Origin of the sequence: Pseudomonas sp. BN417, from assembly GCF_029871205.1 — a bacterium.
Classification (GTDB): domain Bacteria; phylum Pseudomonadota; class Gammaproteobacteria; order Pseudomonadales; family Pseudomonadaceae; genus Metapseudomonas.
In genome coordinates, this window is record NZ_SSOJ01000059.1 from 20780 (window position 1) to 38120 (window position 17341).

Here is a 17341-nt window from a genome sequence, read left to right on the forward strand (position 1 = left end):
ATGCCGGAAGCGGGAACCAGGTTTCGGATGCCGCCAGGTCCAGCGCATGGTCCTGCCCTTACGCCGACAAGGAGATACCCGTGTCCAGTACGCCCAACGCGCCTTCCTCGCTGGCCGCCCGCATGGGGGAGACGCCCGCGCCGCTCTATGCCCGCGTCAAGCAGATGATCAGCCAGCAGATCCAGAGCGGCGCCTGGCCGCCGCACTACCGCGTGCCGTCCGAGAGCGAGCTGGTCAACGAACTGGGCTTCAGCCGCATGACCATCAACCGCGCCCTGCGCGAGCTGACCGCTGAAGGCCTGCTGGTGCGCATGCAGGGCGTCGGTACCTTCGTCGCCGAGCCCAAGGGCCAGTCGGCGCTGTTCGAAGTGCACAACATCGCCGAGGAGATCGCCCAGCGCGGCCATCGCCACCATTGCGTGGTGGTCAGCCTGGTAGATGAAGTGGCCGGTCCGGAGCGCGCCCTGGCGTTGGACCTGCGTGAAGGCCAGCGGGTATTCCACTCGCGCATCGTGCATTACGAGAACGACGTGCCGGTGCAGATCGAGGACCGCTTCGTGAATCCGGCGGTCGCCCCCGACTACCTGAAGCAGGACTTCACCCGCATGACGCCTTACGCCTACCTGTCCCAGGTAGCGCCACTGACCGAGGGCGAGCATGTGGTCGAGGCCATCCTCGCCGACGCCGAGGAGTGCAAGCTGCTGCAGATCGAGCGCGGCGAGCCCTGCCTGCTGATCCGCCGCCGCACCTGGTCCGGGCGTAACACCGTGACCAGTGCGCGCCTGCTCTATCCTGGTTCCCGCTATCGCCTCGAAGGACGTTTTGGTTCATGAGTCAATACCGCCTGCTGCGCGCCGCCGACTATCCCCGCATGCCGTGGAAGAACGGCGCTGGTTCCACCCTGGAAATCGCCCGTGACGCAGGCGACGGTCTCGACGGCTTCGGCTGGCGCCTGTCGATTGCCGATGTCGGCGAGTCCGGCGGCTTCTCCGCCTTCACCGGCTATCAGCGGGTGATCACGGTGCTCGAAGGCGCCGGCATGCGCCTCGAGGTGGACGGCCGGCAATCCCGCGACCTCACTGCCCTGGACGCCTTCGCCTTCGATGGCGGCAGTGCCGTACAGTGCGAACTGATCGACGGCCCCATCCGCGACTTCAACCTCATCTATTCGCCGCAACGCTATGCCGCCCGCCTGCAATGGCTGCGGGTCGATGGTGAGCTCAAGCTGTTCAGCGCTGCCAATACCCTGCTGCTGTTCGCCGCCGAGGGCGGGGTGAGCCTGAGCTGTGACGGTCAGCGCTCCGAGGTGCTGGGCCAGCATGATTGCCTGCAGCTGGACGCCTCTGGCAGCCTTGTCGAGGTAACGCTGAGTGCCGCCGGTGCGGCCTGCTGCCTGATCGAGCTGACGCCGCGCTGATCCCTTTGCAGGGCCTCCGCTTTTTTGTGGGGGCGAATTCATTCGCTAAGCAGGCCGCAGGCCTGCAGTTCAGGACTTGCAGGGGCAGCTGCGCTGCCCTTCGCGAATGAATTCGCCCCCACAGAAAGCCACTCACCTGCGCTCCGGCAGGCGTGATCGTGCCACAGGGTCTACACCTAATCCTGTCGCCCGCCATGCTCACCGGAGCCGCCCATGCCCCGCCACAGCGTCCTTGCCGCCATCGTCCTGTCCCTGGTCCTGCCGGCCTCGGTCGAGGCCGCCGAGTGCCCCTATCCGAAGCCCGTGGTACTGGCCGGCCTGAACTGGGAAAGCGGCATGTTCACCACCGAGGTGCTGCGCGTCCTGCTGGAGAAGGGCTACGGCTGCAAGACCGACGTCCTCCCCGGTAACACCCTGACCATGGAAAACGCCCTGCGGCAGAACGATATCCAGGTGATCGCCGAACAGTGGGCCGGGCGCAGCGAGCTGTGGCGCAAGGCCGAGGCGGCGGGCGAAGTCTTCGCTGTGGGCGAGCCGGTGAAGGGGGCCACAGAGGGCTGGTGGGTGCCGGACTACCTGGTCAAGGGCGAAGGCGCGCCTGCCGCTGGGCTGCGCTCGGTGAGCGACCTGCCGCGCTACAAGGAGCTGTTCAAGGACCCCGAGGACCGCAAGAAGGGGCGTTTCTACAACTGCCCAACCGGCTGGACCTGCGAAGGGGTCAACAGCCAGAAGCTCAAGGCCTACGGCCTGGAGGACAGCTACGTGAACTTCCGCACCGGCACCGGCCCGGCGCTGGACGCGGCGATCAGCTCGGCGATCCGCCAGCGCCAGCCGATCCTCTTCTACTACTGGTCGCCCACGCCGCTGATGGGGCGTTACCAGTTGGTGCAGCTGGAGGAACCGCCCTTCGACCAGAAAGCCTGGGAGACCCTGATCGACCCGAAGAATCCCAAGCCCATCGGTACCCGCTCGCTGCCGGCGAAGATCGCCATCGGCGTCTCCCGTGACCTGCGCGAGAAGGCTCCGCCGCTGGTGCAGGCCTTCGAGAAGCTGGAGATTCCCCTGCCGCTGTTCAACGGCATCCTCGCCCGCATGGCCGAGGAGCACGCCGAGGCCGCGCCGATGGCCGAGACCTTCTATCGCCAGCATCGGGATATCTGGTCGCAATGGGTGCCGGCGGAAGTGGCCCAGCGCATCGACGTGTCACTGCAATGACTGTTACCTAAGGCCCCATTTCCGCGCGCGCCTGCTTCGAAATCGGGCGTTTTCGTCGTGCGGTAACAGTCTTCCGGCTCCTCTCTGCTTTACTTGTCTATACATCTCAATCGGCTGCAGCCCTTGAGCCGCAAGGCTTTCCGTTTTCTCACGCGGAGCGGCGAAGACATTTGGCCTCTTGCTTGCATATGCTTGTATGTACAAGTTTATATGTGTGTAGATGTGCACCGTCTTTCCCGCGCAGTCAGACAGTAACGCTGCCCACCGCTACCACCCTACGAGGAGCCAGGCATGACCAAATTCCGTGACACCGAGATCCGCGCCCCGCGTGGCAACAAGCTGACCGCCAAGAGCTGGCTGACCGAAGCGCCGCTGCGCATGCTGATGAACAACCTCGACCCCGAGGTGGCGGAGAATCCGAAGGAGCTGGTGGTGTACGGCGGCATCGGCCGCGCCGCGCGCAACTGGGAGTGCTACGACAAGATCGTCGAGACCCTGAAGGAACTGAACGAGGACGAGACCCTGCTGGTGCAGTCCGGCAAGCCGGTCGGCGTGTTCAAGACCCACGCCAACGCCCCGCGCGTGCTGATCGCCAACTCCAACCTGGTCCCCCACTGGGCCAACTGGGAACACTTCAACGAACTGGACGCCAAGGGCCTGGCCATGTACGGCCAGATGACCGCCGGCAGCTGGATCTACATCGGCAGCCAGGGCATCGTCCAGGGCACCTATGAAACCTTCGTCGAAGCCGGCCGCCAGCACTACGCCGGCAACCTCACCGGGCGCTGGGTACTGACCGCCGGCCTTGGCGGCATGGGCGGCGCCCAGCCGCTGGCCGCGACCCTGGCCGGCGCCTGCTCGCTGAACATCGAATGCCAGCAGAGCCGCATCGACTTCCGCCTGAGCAGCCGCTACGTCGACGAGCAGGCCAAGGACCTGGACGACGCCCTGGCGCGTATCGCCCAGTACACCCGCGAAGGCAAGGCCATCTCCATCGCCCTGCTCGGCAACGCCGCCGAGATCCTGCCGGAGCTGATCAAGCGCGGCGTGCGCCCGGACATGGTCACCGACCAGACCAGCGCCCACGACCCGCTCAATGGTTACCTGCCGATCGGCTGGAGCTGGGAGCAGTACCGCGACCGCGCGCAGACCGAACCGGCCGCGGTGGTCAAGGCCGCCAAGCAGTCCATGGCCGTGCACGTGCAGGCCATGCTGGAGTTCCAGAAGCAAGGCATCCCGACCTTCGACTACGGCAACAACATCCGCCAGATGGCCAAGGAAGAAGGCGTGGCCAACGCCTTCGACTTCCCCGGCTTCGTCCCGGCCTATATCCGTCCGCTGTTCTGCCGCGGCATCGGCCCGTTCCGCTGGGCCGCGCTGTCGGGCAATGCCGAAGACATCTACAAGACCGACGCCAAGGTCAAGGAGCTGATTCCGGACGACGCCCACCTGCACAACTGGCTGGACATGGCCTGCGAGCGCATCAGCTTCCAGGGCCTGCCGGCGCGGATCTGCTGGGTCGGCCTGGGCCAGCGCGCCAAGCTCGGCCTGGCCTTCAACGAGATGGTCCGTAGCGGCGAGCTGTCCGCACCGATCGTCATCGGCCGCGACCACCTGGACTCCGGCTCGGTCTCCAGCCCGAACCGCGAGACCGAAGCCATGCAGGACGGTTCCGACGCCGTCTCCGACTGGCCGCTGCTCAACGCCCTGCTGAACACCGCCAGCGGCGCCACCTGGGTGTCCCTGCACCACGGCGGTGGCGTCGGGATGGGCTTCTCCCAGCACTCGGGGATGGTCATCGTCTGCGATGGTACCGACGAGGCCGCCGCGCGCATCGCCCGCGTACTGACCAACGACCCGGGCACCGGGGTGATGCGCCATGCCGATGCCGGTTACCAGATCGCCATCGACTGCGCCCACGAGCAGGGCCTGAACCTGCCGATGATCACCGGCAAACGCTGAGGTCGAGGGCCCGTGCGCAGGCAGTACGGCTCCAGGTTCGGAGCGCTGCGCATGGGCCCTGTGCCCGCAATGGAGGCGCCGCAGAGCGCCCTGCAGGCAAGACAGTTCTCGAGTCTGCTCCACGACAAGAACAAGAGCATCGCCACCCAAGCCGCATCGGAGAACCGTTAGATGACTCAGCTCCAAGAGCCTTCGGCCAAGCCCCTGATCGAACGGCGTTCGATCGACTACATCCCCGAGGGCGAACGCCACGGCCGCCTCTACAGCCAGTTCACCCTCTGGCTGGGCGCCAACCTGCAGATCACCGCCATCGTCACCGGCGCGCTCGCCGTGGTGCTGGGCGGCGACGTGTTCTGGTCGCTGATCGGCCTTCTCATCGGCCAACTGTTCGGCGGCGCGGTGATGGCCCTGCACGCGGCCCAGGGGCCGAAACTCGGCCTGCCGCAGATGATTTCCAGCCGGGTGCAGTTCGGCGTCTACGGCGCGGCCATCCCGATCGTCCTGGTGTGCCTGATGTACCTCGGCTTCACCGCCACCGGCACCGTGCTTTCCGGCCAGGCCATCGGCCAGCTGCTCAGCGTCAGCGACAGCGCGGGCATCCTCATCTTCGCCGGTGTGATCGTCCTGTCGACCGTATTCGGCTACCGCGTGATCCACATGATCGGGCGGATCGCCAGCGTGCTCGGCATCATCGCTTTCATCTACCTGTTCAGCCGCGTGATGGCCCTGGGCGACATCGGCGAGCTGCTGGAGAACCGGCACTTCACCTGGTCCTCCTTCCTGCTCTCTGTGTCCCTGGCGGCTTCCTGGCAGATCGCCTACGGCCCCTATGTGGCCGACTATTCGCGCTACCTGCCGAGCAGCACTTCGTCGGTGAAGACTTTCCTCGCCGCCGGCCTGGGTTCGGTGATCGGCGCCCAGGTGTCGATGGTGCTCGGCGTGTTCGCCGCGGCCATGGCCAACGGTCAGTTCGCCGGCCGTGAAGTCGCCTACATCGTGGGTCTGGGAGGCGCGGGCGCGACGGCCGCGCTGCTCTACTTCAGCATCGCCTTCGGCAAGGTGACCATCTCCACGCTGAACTCCTACGGCAGCTTCATGTGCATCGCCACCATCATCAGCGGCTTCCGTGGACACATCGAGGTGTCGCGTACCCAGCGCCTGGTCTTCGTGCTCGGCATCGTCGGCGCCGCCACCCTGATCGCGCTGCTCGGCCAGCATTCGTTCCTGGGCGCGTTCAAGTCCTTCATCCTGTTCCTGCTGGCGTTCTTCACCCCCTGGAGCGCGGTGAACCTGGTGGATTACTACTTCGTCACCAAGGAACGCTACGACGTGCCGGCGCTGTCCAATCCCGATGGCCGCTACGGCCGCTGGAACATGCCGGGGATCATCGTCTACACGGTCGGCGTGCTGGTGCAGATGCCCTTCATCTCCACCAAGCTCTACACCGGGCCCATGGTGGCGCACCTGGGCGGCGTGGATATCTCCTGGATCATCGGCCTGGTGGTGCCCAGCGTCCTCTACTACCTGGTGGCGCGGCGCAGCAGCCGGCCGGTACCGGAGCACATGGTGCTGCCGGCCGATCCGGTGCACCTGGACAAGGCGGCCAACGGCGCCTGAGGCCTAAGCTTTCGATATGGGATGCGGCCCTGTCGCCGCGTCCGACTTTCAATGAACGCCGCTAGCGGAAGGCGGCGACTGGCAAGGAGAATTTGATGAACCTGCACCTGAAACCCGGCCAACTGACCCTGGCGGACCTGCGCAAGGCCTACCTGCAACCCGTGCGGCTGACCCTGGATTCCAGCGCCGACAGCGCCATCGACGCCAGCGTCGCCTGCGTCGAGAGCATCATCGCCGAGGGGCGCACTGCCTACGGCATCAACACCGGTTTCGGCCTGCTGGCCTCGACCCGCATCGCTCCCGCCGACCTGGAGAAACTCCAGCGCTCGCTGGTGCTGTCCCACGCCGCCGGTGTCGGCGAGCCACTGGACGACGCAATGGTGCGGCTGATCATGCTGCTCAAGGTGAACAGCCTGGCGCGCGGCTTCTCCGGCATCCGTCGCAAGGTAATCGATGCCCTGGTGGCGCTGATCAATGCCGAGGTCTATCCGCATATCCCGCTGAAGGGCTCGGTGGGCGCCTCCGGCGACCTGGCGCCGCTGGCGCACATGTCCCTGGTCCTGCTCGGCGAGAGCAAGGCACGCCACAAGGGCCAATGGCTGCCGGCTACCGAGGCCCTGGCCGTCGCCGGCCTGGAGCCCCTGACCCTGGCCGCTAAGGAGGGCCTGGCCCTGCTCAATGGCACCCAGGTGTCCACCGCCTACGCCCTGCGCGGTCTGTTCGAGGCTGAGGACCTGTATGCCGCCGCCAGCGTCTGCGGCGGCCTCAGCGTCGAGGCGATGCTCGGCTCCCGCGCGCCCTTCGACGCGCGCATTCATGCGGCCCGTGGCCAGCGCGGCCAGATCGACGCCGCCGCCCTCTACCGCGAGCTGCTCACCGCCAGCAGCGAGATCGCCCGTTCCCACGAGAAGTGCGACAAGGTGCAGGACCCATACTCCCTGCGCTGCCAGCCCCAGGTCATGGGCGCCTGCCTGACCCAGCTGCGCCAGGCCGCCGAGGTGCTGGAAGTCGAATCCAACGCGGTGTCCGACAACCCGCTGGTGTTCGCCGAGGAAGGTGACGTGATCTCCGGCGGCAACTTCCACGCCGAGCCGGTGGCCATGGCCGCCGACAACATCGCCCTGGCCATCGCCGAGATCGGCTCGCTGTCCGAGCGCCGCATCTCGCTGATGATGGACATGCACATGTCCCAGCTGCCGCCCTTCCTGGTGGCCAATGGCGGGGTCAACTCCGGCTTCATGATCGCCCAGGTCACCGCCGCTGCCCTGGCCAGTGACAACAAGGCCCTGGCCCACCCGGCCAGCGTCGACAGCCTGCCCACCTCGGCCAACCAGGAGGACCACGTGTCCATGGCGCCGAACGCCGGCAAGCGCCTCTGGGCGATGGCTGACAACGTGCGCGGCATCCTTGCCGTGGAGTGGCTGGGCGCCTGCCAGGGCCTGGACTTCCGCGAGGGCCTGAAGAGCTCGCCGAAGCTGGAGGAGGCCCGTGGCCTGCTGCGCGCCCAGGTGCCCTATTACCAGGAAGACCGCTTCTTCGCCCCGGATATCGAGGCCGCCAGCACCCTGCTCGCCAGCGGCTGCCTGAACGGCCTGATGCCGGCGAAGCTGCTGCCGAGCCTGTGAGCCTGAAGTGAGGAGTTGGAGGGTGGGGCGCAGACGTCCCGCCCGGGGTCAGGAAGATCGCTGCTGCGTGAGGTACCCGGGACGATCACGAGTCGTGGCCGGTCGTTAAAACAACAATTGCCAGTTACTGGCACCGGGAGCCGGCACAACCGGCTTCTGTCGATGAACGAACTGCCTTAACCCTTACCAAGTTTCAGGAGCGTCGGAACATGCAATTCAAGAAGCGAGTGTTGGGCCTGATGTGTGCGGCGGGCCTGCTGGCCGGGGCGGCGTCCGCCCAGGCGGCGGGCTGGTGTGAATCCGGCAAGCCGGTGAAGTTCGCCGGGCTCAACTGGGAGAGCGGCATGTTGCTCACCGACCTGCTGCAGTTCGTCCTGAAGAACGGCTATGGCTGCGAGACTGACAGCCTGCCCGGCAACTCCATCACCATGGAGCAGGCCCTGGGCAACAACGACATCCAAATCTTCGCCGAGGAGTGGATCGGCCGCAGCGACGCCTGGAACAAGGCCGCCGCCGCCGGCAAGGTGGTGGGCGTAGGTGCGCCGATCGTCGGCGCCACCGAAGGCTGGTACGTGCCGCGCTACGTGATCGAGGGCGACGCCAAGCGTGGCATCGAGGCGAAGGCGCCGCAGCTCAAGGCGATCGCCGACCTGGGCCAGTACGCCGAGCTGTTCCGCGATCCGGAGGAGCCGGGCAAGGGCCGCTTCTACAACTGCCCGGCCGGCTGGACCTGCGAGCTGGACAACAGCGAAATGCTCAAGAGCTATGGCCTGGAAGAGAAGTTCACCAACTTCCGTCCCGGTACCGGCCCGGCCCTGGATGCGGCCGTGCTGTCGAGCTATCGCCGTGGCGAGCCTATCCTTTTCTATTACTGGTCGCCGACGCCGTTGATGGGCCAGGCCGACCTGGTGAAGCTGGAGGAGAAGCCCGGCGTCGACAAGAACGTGACCATCCAGGTCGGGCTGTCCAAGACCTTCCATGACGAGGCCCCGGAGCTGGTGGCGGTGCTGAACAAGGTCAACTTGCCGATCGACCTGCTGAACCAGAACCTGGCGAAGATGGCCAAGGAAAAGATGGACTCGGCGGACCTGGCCAAGGTCTTCCTCAAGGAACACCCGGAGGTGTGGCACGCCTGGGTCAGCGAGGATGCTGCGAAGAAGATCGACGCCGCCCTCTGAGTCGCGGACGAATCCTGATACCGGCCTTCTCCCTGGGGGGAGGAGGCCCCCCACATGACCGGAGCGAGCTATGTTCCCCGAACGCTTCACCTTCTCCATCGCTGACTGGGTCAATGGCTGGGTAGACAGCCTGGTGACCAACTATGGCGATGTGTTCCGCCACATCTCCGACACCCTGCTCTGGGCCATCGTCTACCTGGAAGGTGTCCTTCGCGCCACGCCCTGGTGGCTGGTGCTGATCGTGGTCGCCGGCATCTCCTGGCACGCCACGCGGCGCATCCTGCCGACGGTGGTGATCACCGGCCTGCTGTTCCTGGTGGGTGCCGTGGGGCTCTGGGACAAATTGATGCAGACCGTCGCGCTGATGCTGGTGGCCACCTTCATCTCGGTGCTGATCGGCATTCCCCTGGGCATCCTCGCGGCCCGCAGCGACCGTCTGCGTGCGGTGCTGATGCCGCTGCTGGACATCATGCAGACCATGCCAAGCTTCGTGTACCTGATCCCGGTGCTGATGCTCTTCGGCCTGGGCAAGGTGCCGGCCATCTTCGCCACGGTGATCTACGCCGCACCACCGCTGATCCGACTCACCGACCTCGGCATCCGCCAGGTGGACCGCGAGGTGATGGAGGCGGTCAACGCCTTCGGCGCCAACCGCTGGCAGCAGCTGTTCGGCGTGCAGCTGCCGCTGGCCCTGCCGAGCATCATGGCGGGGATCAACCAGACCACCATGATGGCCCTGTCGATGGTGGTGATCGCCTCGATGATTGGCGCCCGTGGCCTCGGCGAAGACGTGCTGGTGGGCATCCAGACCCTCAACGTCGGCAAGGGCCTCGAAGCGGGCCTGGCCATCGTCATCCTGGCCGTGGTCTTCGACCGCATCACCCAGGCTTACGGCCGTTCGCGGCACGCAGCCAGCAATTGAGTGACGAGAACATGAGCAAGATTGTCGTCAAGAACGTATTCAAGATCTTCGGCCAGCGCGCCGACGAAGCCCTGGCGCTGATCCAGCAGGGCAAGAGCAAGGCCGATGTGCTGGCCAATACCGGCTGCGTGGTCGGGGTCAACGACCTGTCGCTGTCCATCGGCGCCGGCGAGATCTTCGTGATCATGGGCCTGTCCGGTTCCGGCAAGTCGACCCTGGTGCGCCACTTCAACCGCCTGATCGACCCCACCAGCGGGCAGATCCTGGTCGATGGCGAGGACATCCTGCGCTACGACATGGAAGAGCTGCAGCAATTCCGCCGCAGGAAGATCAGCATGGTGTTCCAGAGCTTCGGCCTGCTGCCGCACAAGACGGTGCTGGACAACGTCGCCTACGGCCTCAAGGTGCGCGGCGAGACCAAGGAATACTGCCTGGAGCGCGCCCAGCACTGGATCACCACCGTGGGTCTGAAGGGCTACGAGAAGTCCTATCCGCACCAGCTCTCCGGCGGCATGCGCCAGCGCGTCGGCCTGGCCCGGGCGCTGGCCTCGGACACCGACATCATCCTCATGGACGAAGCCTTCAGCGCCCTCGACCCGCTGATCCGCGCCGACATGCAGGAGCAGCTGCTGGAGCTGCAGAAGACCCTGCAGAAGACCATCGTCTTCATCACCCACGACCTCGACGAGGCAGTGCGCATCGGCAACCGCATCGCCATCCTCAAGGACGGCCAGCTGATCCAGGTCGGCACGCCGAAGGAAATCCTCCACCAGCCGGCGGACGACTACGTCGACCGCTTCGTCCAGCGCCGCGTGGCCAACCTGTAAGGAACAGCTGAATGTCGTTACCCGAGAAAGTCCTGCTGGGCGATACGCCGCTGAACTGGCGCCAGGTGGTGGCGGTGGCCCGTCACGGCGCGCGGCTGGAACTGACGCCGGCCGCCTGGGCGCGCATCGACAATGCCCGCGGCATCGTCGAGCGCATCGTCGAGCGGGGCGAGCGCGCCTACGGGATCAGCACCGGCCTCGGCGCCCTCAGCGAGGTGGTGCTGAGCGCCGAGCAGTTCGCCGCGCTTTCGCGCAATACCTTGCTCAGCCATGCCTGCGGCGTTGGCCCGGTGCTGGCCATTGATCAGACCCGCGCCATCATTTGCTGCGCCATCGCCAACTACAGCCACGGCCGTTCCGGTCTGCAGCGGCAGGTGGTGGAGGCGCTGCTGGCGCTGCTGAACCGTGGCATCACCCCGCAGGTACCGTCCCAGGGCTCGGTGGGCTACCTGACCCATATGGCTCATGTCGGCATCACCCTGCTTGGTGTGGGCGAGGTCAGCTATCGCGGGCAGGTGGTACCCGCCGCCGAGGCCCTGGCGGCCGAAGGTCTGGAGCCGGTACGTCTGGGCGCCAAGGACGGGCTCTGCCTGGTCAACGGCCTGCCCTGCATGACTGGCCTGACCTGCCTGGCGCTGGACGACGCCGAGCGCCTGATGCGCTGGGCAGATGTGATCGGCGCCATGAGTTTCGAGGCACTGCGCGGGCAGATCGCCGCTTTCGACCCGGACATCATTGCCCTCAAGCCCCATCCCGGCATGCAGGCGGTGGGCGCCAACCTGCTGGCCTTGCTGGCCGGCAGCGAGGTGGTCGCCAGCAGTAAGGGCATCCGCACCCAGGATGCCTTGAGCATCCGCTCCATCCCGCAGGTGCATGGCGCCTGCCGTGACCAGTTCGCCCATGTCGAGCGCCAGGTGGACACCGAATTGGCGTCGGCCAACGACAACCCGTTGCTGCTGGGTACGCCGAACGCCTACAAGGTGGTGTCCCAGGCCAACCCCCACGGCGAGTCGGTGGCCATGGCGGCGGACCTGCTGGCCATTGCCGTGGCGGAGCTGGGCGGTATTGCCGAGCGACGCCTGGACCGCCTGGTCAACCCGCTGGTCAGCGGCCTGCCGGCCTTCCTGGTCAGCCAGCCCGGGGTCAACTCGGGGATGATGATCGCCCAGTACGTGGCCGCCGCCCTGGCCGGCGAGAACCGCCAGCTGGCGCATCCGGCGGTGGTGGACAACTTCGTCACCTCCGGCTTGCAGGAAGACCACCTGAGCCTTGGCACCAGTGCCGCGCTCAAGCTGGGCAAGGCGCTGGAAAACTGCACACGCATCCTCGCCATCGAATACCTGCTGGCGGCCCAGGCCTTCGAGTTCCACAAGCCCGGGCATTTCGGCGCGGGCACCGGCGCCGCCTGGCAAGCCCTGCGCGAATCGGTGCCGGCCTATGACCAGGACCGCTGGCTGGCGCCGGACATCGCCCGCGCCGCCAGTCTTTTGCGCGACCGCTCCACGCTGGAGGGGATAGCCGCGCGTATCGGAGGACTGCAATGAAACACCTCTGGCACAACTGCCATGCCGCCACCATGAAGGGTGGTAAATACGCCGTCATCGAAGACGCAGTGCTGGTCACCTACGCCGGACGCATCGAGTGGATAGGTCCGCGCGAGGAACTGCCGTCCATCCCCTATGACGTGGAGGTCGACCTCGAAGGCGCCTGGCTCACCCCGGGCCTGATCGACTGCCACACCCACCTGGTGTTCGGCGGCGACCGCAGCCGCGAGTTCGAGCAGCGCCTGGAGGGCGTGAGCTATGCCGAGATCGCCGCCCAGGGCGGCGGCATCGCCAGTACCGTGCGCGCCACCCGCGAGGCCAGCGAGGACGAGCTGCTTGAGAGCGCCACCCGGCGTGCCCGCCAGCTGCTGCGTGACGGCGTCACCACCCTGGAAGTGAAATCCGGCTACGGCCTGGACCTGGCCAGCGAGCGCAAGATGCTGCGCGTTGCCCGGCGCCTGGGCGAAACCCTGCCGATCACCGTGCGCGCCACCTGCCTGGCCGCGCACGCGTTGCCACCGGAATACGCCGGCCGTGCCGACGACTACATCGACCATATCTGCGACGAGATACTGCCGGCCCTGGCCGACGAGGGGCTGGTGGATGCGGTGGATGCCTTCTGCGAATACCTGGCCTTTTCCCCCGAGCAGGTGGAACGGGTGTTCAAGGTGGCCAAGGGGCTGGGCCTGCCGGTGAAGCTGCACGCCGAGCAACTGTCCTCCCTGCACGGCTCCAGCCTGGCGGCGCGTTACCAGGCGCTGTCGGCGGACCACCTGGAATACATGACCGAGGACGACGCCATCGCCATGGCGGCAGCCGGCACGGTCGCCGTGCTGCTGCCCGGCGCCTTCTTCCTGCTGCGCGAGACCCAGCTGCCGCCCATCGAGGCGTTGCGCAAGCACGGCGTCGCCATCGCGGTATCAACCGACCTGAACCCCGGCACCTCGCCGGCGCTGTCGCTGCGCATGATGCTGAACATGGCCTGCACCTCCTTCCGCCTCACCCCGGAGGAGGCGCTGGCTGGCGCCACCCTGCACGCCGCCAAGGCGCTGGGCCTGGCCGAAAGCCATGGCAGCCTGGAGACCGGCAAGGTGGCCGACTTCATCGCCTGGGACATCCAGCGCCCGGCGGAGCTGGCCTACTGGTTGGGCGGCGATCTGCCCAAGCGGGTGATTCGACATGGACAGGAGATCGACTGTGGATAACGTAATCAGCTTCAGCCGCGGCCGCGCGCCGCTTCTGATCAGCATGCCGCACCCCGGCACGCACCTGACCCCGGCGGTGGAAGCCGGCATGGTGGCGGCCGGTTGGGACCTCACCGATACGGACTGGCACATCCCGCGCCTCTACGATTTCGCCGCCGAGCTGGGGGCGAGCACGCTGGCGGCGCAGTATTCGCGCTACGTCATCGACCTCAATCGCCCGGCCGACGACAAGCCGCTCTACGCCACCGCCACCACCGGCCTCTATCCGGCGACCCTGTTCGATGGCGAGCCGCTCTACCGCGAAGGCGAGGAGCCGTCGGCGGCGGAGCGCGCGCGCTACCTGGCGGAAATCTGGACGCCCTACCACCAGACCATCAGCGAAGAACTGGCGCGGATGAAGGCCGAGTTCGGCTATGCGCTGCTGTTCGATGCGCACTCGATCCGCTCCTTCATCCCGCGCCTGTTCGACGGCCGGCTGCCGGACTTCAACCTCGGCACCAATGCCGGCGCCAGTTGCGACCCGGCCCTGGCCGAGGCGCTGGTGGCGGTCTGTGCCGAAGCCAAAGATTACAGTCATGTGCTCAATGGCCGTTTCAAGGGCGGCCATATCACCCGCCACTACGGCCAACCCGGCGAGCACATCCACGCCGTGCAGCTGGAACTGGCCCAGTGCACCTACATGGACGAGCAAGTGCCCTTCGACTACCGCGAAGACCTGGCCGTGCCGACCCAGGCGGTGCTGCGCAAGCTGCTGCAGGCGATGGTGGAGTGGGGCAGGGCGAAGTACGGGCGATAGACCAGCACGGAGGCGGGTGAAGCTTTTCTGTGGAGGAGCAGCAATTCCTACCGCTGCAGGCCGAGATGGCGAATCACCACCACCTCGGCCGCGACCCGCTCCCAGACATCGTCCAGCAACTCGGCCGGATAGAAGGGCAGGGTGGTCAGCTCCTCGCGGCTGACCCAGCCCAGCTCGCGAATCTCGAACTCGTCGCCGCCCAGGCCGTTGAGGTTGACCAGGCTGGGTTCGCCGCGCCAGGCGTCGATGCGGTAGAACAGCTCCATATGGAAGCGGCCCATGGCCGGCTCGGCGAACTCGCGGACGTAGACCAGCGGGCCGACCTCCACTTCCAGCCCGGTTTCCTCCATGAACTCGCGGCGCACCGTGTCGCGGGTCGATTCGTCGGTCTGGGACTCGAAGCCGCCGCCTGGCGGTATCCAGTAGGTGTCCTCGCCCACCACGTGCTTGACCAGCAGGATGCGTCCGTCTTCCACCAGCAGTCCGGCGGCGCGGATGCGGTGCGTGAGCGGCGCGCTCATTGCCAGTCCAGCCGGGCGAGCTTCCACTCGCCGTCGTCCAGCCACCATTCCAGCTTGACCCCGTAGTGGCGCGCGCTGTCGGGGATCAACCCCTCGGCACCGGTTAGGGCCACCTGGGCTTCGGTGTAGCCTTTCTCGCGGTAGGTGGGGGCCAGCCGGCTGGCCTTGCTCAAGGCCAGGACGCTGACGTTCTTGTGGCGCAGGAAGAGCAATGCCATGGTGCGCTTGGCCCAGTCGCGGTCATGTTCCTGCTGGGCATTGAACTGCGGGTGCAATTGGTCGAGCACTGCGCCGGTCTTCTTCGCTTCGAGGTTGTCCTGCAGCTGTTGCACTGCCGCATCCAGCTCGGCGGCCGGGTCGTTCCGGCCACAACCGGCTAGGATTGCCAGAACGCAGAGCGTCGGCAGAGCGAACTTCCTGAGGAGCATGCTGATCTCCTTTTTCCTCGTTATGATGCCCGGCAGGTTAGAAGGCCGGACTCGCAAAAGGGTCGACCTTTCGCACAGTTTTGGGGAGCCCAGAATGCAGACTTTGTATCCGGAGATTAAACCCCACGCCAGGCACGAGCTGGCAGTGGATGCGCCTCACGTGCTCTATGTGGATGAAAGCGGCACGCCGGAAGGCCTGCCCGTGGTATTCATCCACGGTGGCCCGGGGGCTGGCTGCGACGCCATGAGCCGGCGCTTCTTCGATCCGAATCTGTACCGCATCGTCACCTTCGACCAGCGCGGCTGCGGCCGCTCCACGCCGCACGCGAGCCTGGAGAAGAACACCACCTGGGACCTGGTGGCCGACCTCGAACGCATTCGCCAGCACCTGAACATCGACAAGTGGGTGCTGTTCGGCGGTTCCTGGGGCTCCACCCTGTCCCTGGCCTATGCCCAGGCCCATCCGGAGCGCGTGCTCGGCCTGATCCTGCGGGGCATCTTCCTGTGCCGCCCGGAGGACTTCCACTGGTTCTACCAGGAAGGCTGCAGCCGGATGTTCCCGGACTACTGGGAGGATTACCTGGCGCCCATTCCGGCCGAAGAGCACGGCGACCTGATGCACGCCTACCACAAGCGCCTGACCGGCCCTGACCAGATCGCCCAGATGCACACGGCCAAGGCCTGGTCGACCTGGGAAGGCCGTACCGCCACCCTGCGCCCCAGTGCGCCGGTGGTGGAGCGTTTCAGCGAGCCGATGCGCGCCCTGTCGATTGCCCGCATCGAGTGCCACTACTTCGTCAACAAGGCCTTCCTCGAACCCAACCAGCTGCTCCGCGACATGCCCAGGATCGCCCACTTGCCGGGCGTCATCGTGCATGGCCGCTATGACGCCATCTGCCCCCTGGACAACGCCTGGGCGCTGCACAAGGCCTGGCCCAACAGCGAGCTGCAGATCGTCCGCGACGCCGGCCACGCCGCCTCCGAAGCCGGCATCACCGACGCCCTGGTGCGGGCGACCTACCAGATGGCCCGCCGCCTGCTGAACATGCCGCCGGAAGAGGACGCCTGATGAAGGGGCTGCTGCAACGGGTCAGCGCCGCCCGCGTCGAGGTGGATGGCGAGGTGGTCGGTTCCATCGACCAGGGCCTGCTGGTGCTGGTGGGCGTCGAGCCCCAGGACACCGAGGCCAGCGCCGACAAGCTGCTGCACAAGCTGGTCAACTACCGGGTCTTTGCCGATGCCGAGGGCAAGATGAACCTGTCTCTCGGCGCCGTCGGCGGCGGCCTGCTGCTGGTGTCCCAGTTCACCCTGGCGGCCGATACCAACAGCGGCCTGCGCCCGAGTTTCTCCACGGCGGCGCCGCCGGCCCGCGGTGAGGAACTGTTCGACTACCTGGTGCGCCAGGCCCGCCTCAAGCATCCGCAGGTCGCAACCGGGCGCTTCGGCGCCAACATGCAGGTGCACCTGGTCAACGACGGTCCGGTGACCTTCCTGCTGCAAAGCTGACCTGGCCCGATAACTGCTTCTTTGCGACTCGCCATCCACTTCGATGGGCGTTAGCATGCGCGCCATGCCCCGTATTCCGTGGGCTTGCATAAAAACAACGAGCTGCCCCCATTAGGAGAAAGAATGAAAAAGTTTCTCGCGTCACTGCTGTTCGCCGCCAGCGCCCTGACCGGCCTGGCCCACGCCGGCATGGTCGATGACGCAGTCAAGCGCGGCACCCTGCGTGTCGGCATGGACCCGACCTACATGCCCTTCGAGATGACCAACAAGCGCGGCGAGATCATCGGTTTCGAAGTGGACGTGCTGAAGGCCATGGCCAAGGCCATGGGCGTCAAGCTGGAGCTGGTGTCCACCAGCTACGACGGCATCATCCCGGCCCTGCTGACCGACAAGTTCGACATGATCGGTTCCGGCATGACCCTGACCCAGGAGCGCAACCTGCGCATCAACTTCTCCGAGCCCTTCATCGTGGTCGGCCAGACCCTGCTGGTCCGCAAGGAGCTGCAGGGCGAGATCAAGTCCTACAAGGACCTGAACGATGGCAAGTACCGCATCACCTCGAAGATCGGCACCACCGG

The 17341-nt window shown here is 66.4% G+C and carries 17 protein-coding genes; 15 read left to right on the plus strand and 2 right to left on the minus strand.

What is annotated here, in order from left to right; genetic code table 11:
• Positions 1-80: 80 nt before the first annotated feature.
• The 12 genes from hutC to hutG all read left to right on the plus strand — a co-directional run bounded on the left by hutC (position 81) and on the right by hutG (position 14308).
• On the plus strand, positions 81-833 hold the full coding sequence (gene hutC / locus E8F11_RS05735; protein WP_280287842.1) for a histidine utilization repressor: 753 nt from the start codon (positions 81-83) through the stop codon (positions 831-833).
• Complete coding sequence (locus tag E8F11_RS05740) at positions 830-1417, plus strand: HutD family protein (protein WP_280287843.1); 588 nt, start codon at positions 830-832, stop codon at positions 1415-1417. Before hutC ends, E8F11_RS05740 begins: the two co-directional genes overlap by 4 nt.
• A gap of 213 nt (positions 1418-1630) precedes the next feature.
• A complete protein-coding gene (locus tag E8F11_RS05745) occupies positions 1631-2632 on the plus strand; it encodes an ABC transporter substrate-binding protein (protein WP_280287844.1) in 1002 nt (333 codons plus the stop codon).
• A gap of 291 nt (positions 2633-2923) precedes the next feature.
• Positions 2924-4594, plus strand: a complete 1671-nt coding sequence (hutU, locus tag E8F11_RS05750) for a urocanate hydratase (protein WP_280287846.1) — start codon at positions 2924-2926, stop codon at positions 4592-4594.
• 171 nt (positions 4595-4765) lie between these two features.
• Entirely contained in the window at positions 4766-6211 is a 1446-nt protein-coding gene (locus E8F11_RS05755; RefSeq protein ID WP_280287848.1) for a cytosine permease, read from the plus strand.
• A 95-nt stretch (positions 6212-6306) separates the two neighbouring features.
• On the plus strand, positions 6307-7836 hold the full coding sequence (gene hutH / locus E8F11_RS05760) for a histidine ammonia-lyase (protein WP_280287849.1): 1530 nt from the start codon (positions 6307-6309) through the stop codon (positions 7834-7836).
• Between the two features lie 209 nt (positions 7837-8045).
• A complete protein-coding gene (locus E8F11_RS05765) occupies positions 8046-9014 on the plus strand; it encodes an ABC transporter substrate-binding protein (RefSeq protein WP_280287851.1) in 969 nt (322 codons plus the stop codon).
• Positions 9015-9084: 70 nt separating this feature from the next.
• The gene (locus tag E8F11_RS05770) at positions 9085-9936 is read left to right on the plus strand and encodes a proline/glycine betaine ABC transporter permease (protein ID WP_280287852.1); all 852 of its coding nucleotides are present in this window, start codon (positions 9085-9087) and stop codon (positions 9934-9936) included.
• Positions 9933-10763 carry a glycine betaine/L-proline ABC transporter ATP-binding protein gene (locus E8F11_RS05775; protein ID WP_280287853.1) on the plus strand — a complete coding sequence of 277 codons (831 nt, stop codon included), beginning with the start codon at positions 9933-9935 and terminating at the stop codon, positions 10761-10763. Before E8F11_RS05770 ends, E8F11_RS05775 begins: the two co-directional genes overlap by 4 nt.
• 11 nt (positions 10764-10774) lie before the next feature.
• Positions 10775-12307, plus strand: coding sequence for a histidine ammonia-lyase (gene hutH, locus E8F11_RS05780; protein WP_280287854.1), 1533 nt, complete (start codon positions 10775-10777; stop codon positions 12305-12307).
• Positions 12304-13512, plus strand: coding sequence for an imidazolonepropionase (gene hutI / locus E8F11_RS05785; protein ID WP_280287855.1), 1209 nt, complete (start codon positions 12304-12306; stop codon positions 13510-13512). Before hutH (E8F11_RS05780) ends, hutI begins: the two co-directional genes overlap by 4 nt.
• Positions 13505-14308 carry an N-formylglutamate deformylase gene (gene hutG, locus E8F11_RS05790; RefSeq protein ID WP_280287856.1) on the plus strand — a complete coding sequence of 268 codons (804 nt, stop codon included), beginning with the start codon at positions 13505-13507 and terminating at the stop codon, positions 14306-14308. Before hutI ends, hutG begins: the two co-directional genes overlap by 8 nt.
• Positions 14309-14355: 47 nt before the next feature.
• Here hutG and E8F11_RS05795 read toward each other — a convergent pair whose 3' ends face one another.
• Complete coding sequence (locus E8F11_RS05795) at positions 14356-14829, minus strand: NUDIX domain-containing protein (protein WP_280287857.1); 474 nt, start codon at positions 14827-14829, stop codon at positions 14356-14358.
• Positions 14826-15257, minus strand: a complete 432-nt coding sequence (locus E8F11_RS05800; RefSeq protein ID WP_280287859.1) for a hypothetical protein — start codon at positions 15255-15257, stop codon at positions 14826-14828. The genes E8F11_RS05795 and E8F11_RS05800 overlap by 4 nt, the downstream gene beginning before the upstream one ends.
• 94 nt (positions 15258-15351) lie before the next feature.
• Between E8F11_RS05800 and pip the strand changes: the two genes are divergently transcribed.
• From pip to E8F11_RS05815, 3 genes are all read left to right on the plus strand, one after another.
• Positions 15352-16326: a prolyl aminopeptidase gene (gene pip / locus E8F11_RS05805; protein ID WP_280287861.1), complete on the plus strand. Its 975-nt coding sequence runs from the start codon at positions 15352-15354 to the stop codon at positions 16324-16326.
• A complete protein-coding gene (gene dtd / locus E8F11_RS05810) occupies positions 16326-16763 on the plus strand; it encodes a D-aminoacyl-tRNA deacylase (protein ID WP_280287863.1) in 438 nt (145 codons plus the stop codon). Before pip ends, dtd begins: the two co-directional genes overlap by 1 nt.
• A gap of 123 nt (positions 16764-16886) precedes the next feature.
• On the plus strand, positions 16887-17341 hold a 455-nt coding region (locus E8F11_RS05815), incomplete at its 3' end, for a transporter substrate-binding domain-containing protein (RefSeq protein WP_280287865.1).

Bases quoted from the DNA above. Each gene is read 5' to 3' on its own strand.
- hutU (WP_280287846.1), top strand. From the start codon at position 2,924: ATGACCAAATTCCGTGACACCGAGATCCGCGCCCCGCGTGGCAACAAG.
- E8F11_RS05755 (WP_280287848.1), top strand. From the start codon at position 4,766: ATGACTCAGCTCCAAGAGCCTTCGGCCAAGCCCCTGATCGAACGGCGT.
- E8F11_RS05765 (WP_280287851.1), top strand. From the start codon at position 8,046: ATGCAATTCAAGAAGCGAGTGTTGGGCCTGATGTGTGCGGCGGGCCTG.
- E8F11_RS05795 (WP_280287857.1), bottom strand. From the start codon at position 14,829: ATGAGCGCGCCGCTCACGCACCGCATCCGCGCCGCCGGACTGCTGGTG.
- pip (WP_280287861.1), top strand. From the start codon at position 15,352: ATGCAGACTTTGTATCCGGAGATTAAACCCCACGCCAGGCACGAGCTG.
- E8F11_RS05740 (WP_280287843.1), top strand. From the start codon at position 830: ATGAGTCAATACCGCCTGCTGCGCGCCGCCGACTATCCCCGCATGCCG.
- E8F11_RS05745 (WP_280287844.1), top strand. From the start codon at position 1,631: ATGCCCCGCCACAGCGTCCTTGCCGCCATCGTCCTGTCCCTGGTCCTG.
- E8F11_RS05800 (WP_280287859.1), bottom strand. From the start codon at position 15,257: ATGCTCCTCAGGAAGTTCGCTCTGCCGACGCTCTGCGTTCTGGCAATC.
- hutI (WP_280287855.1), top strand. From the start codon at position 12,304: ATGAAACACCTCTGGCACAACTGCCATGCCGCCACCATGAAGGGTGGT.
- hutH (WP_280287854.1), top strand. From the start codon at position 10,775: ATGTCGTTACCCGAGAAAGTCCTGCTGGGCGATACGCCGCTGAACTGG.
- E8F11_RS05770 (WP_280287852.1), top strand. From the start codon at position 9,085: ATGTTCCCCGAACGCTTCACCTTCTCCATCGCTGACTGGGTCAATGGC.
- hutH (WP_280287849.1), top strand. From the start codon at position 6,307: ATGAACCTGCACCTGAAACCCGGCCAACTGACCCTGGCGGACCTGCGC.
- dtd (WP_280287863.1), top strand. From the start codon at position 16,326: ATGAAGGGGCTGCTGCAACGGGTCAGCGCCGCCCGCGTCGAGGTGGAT.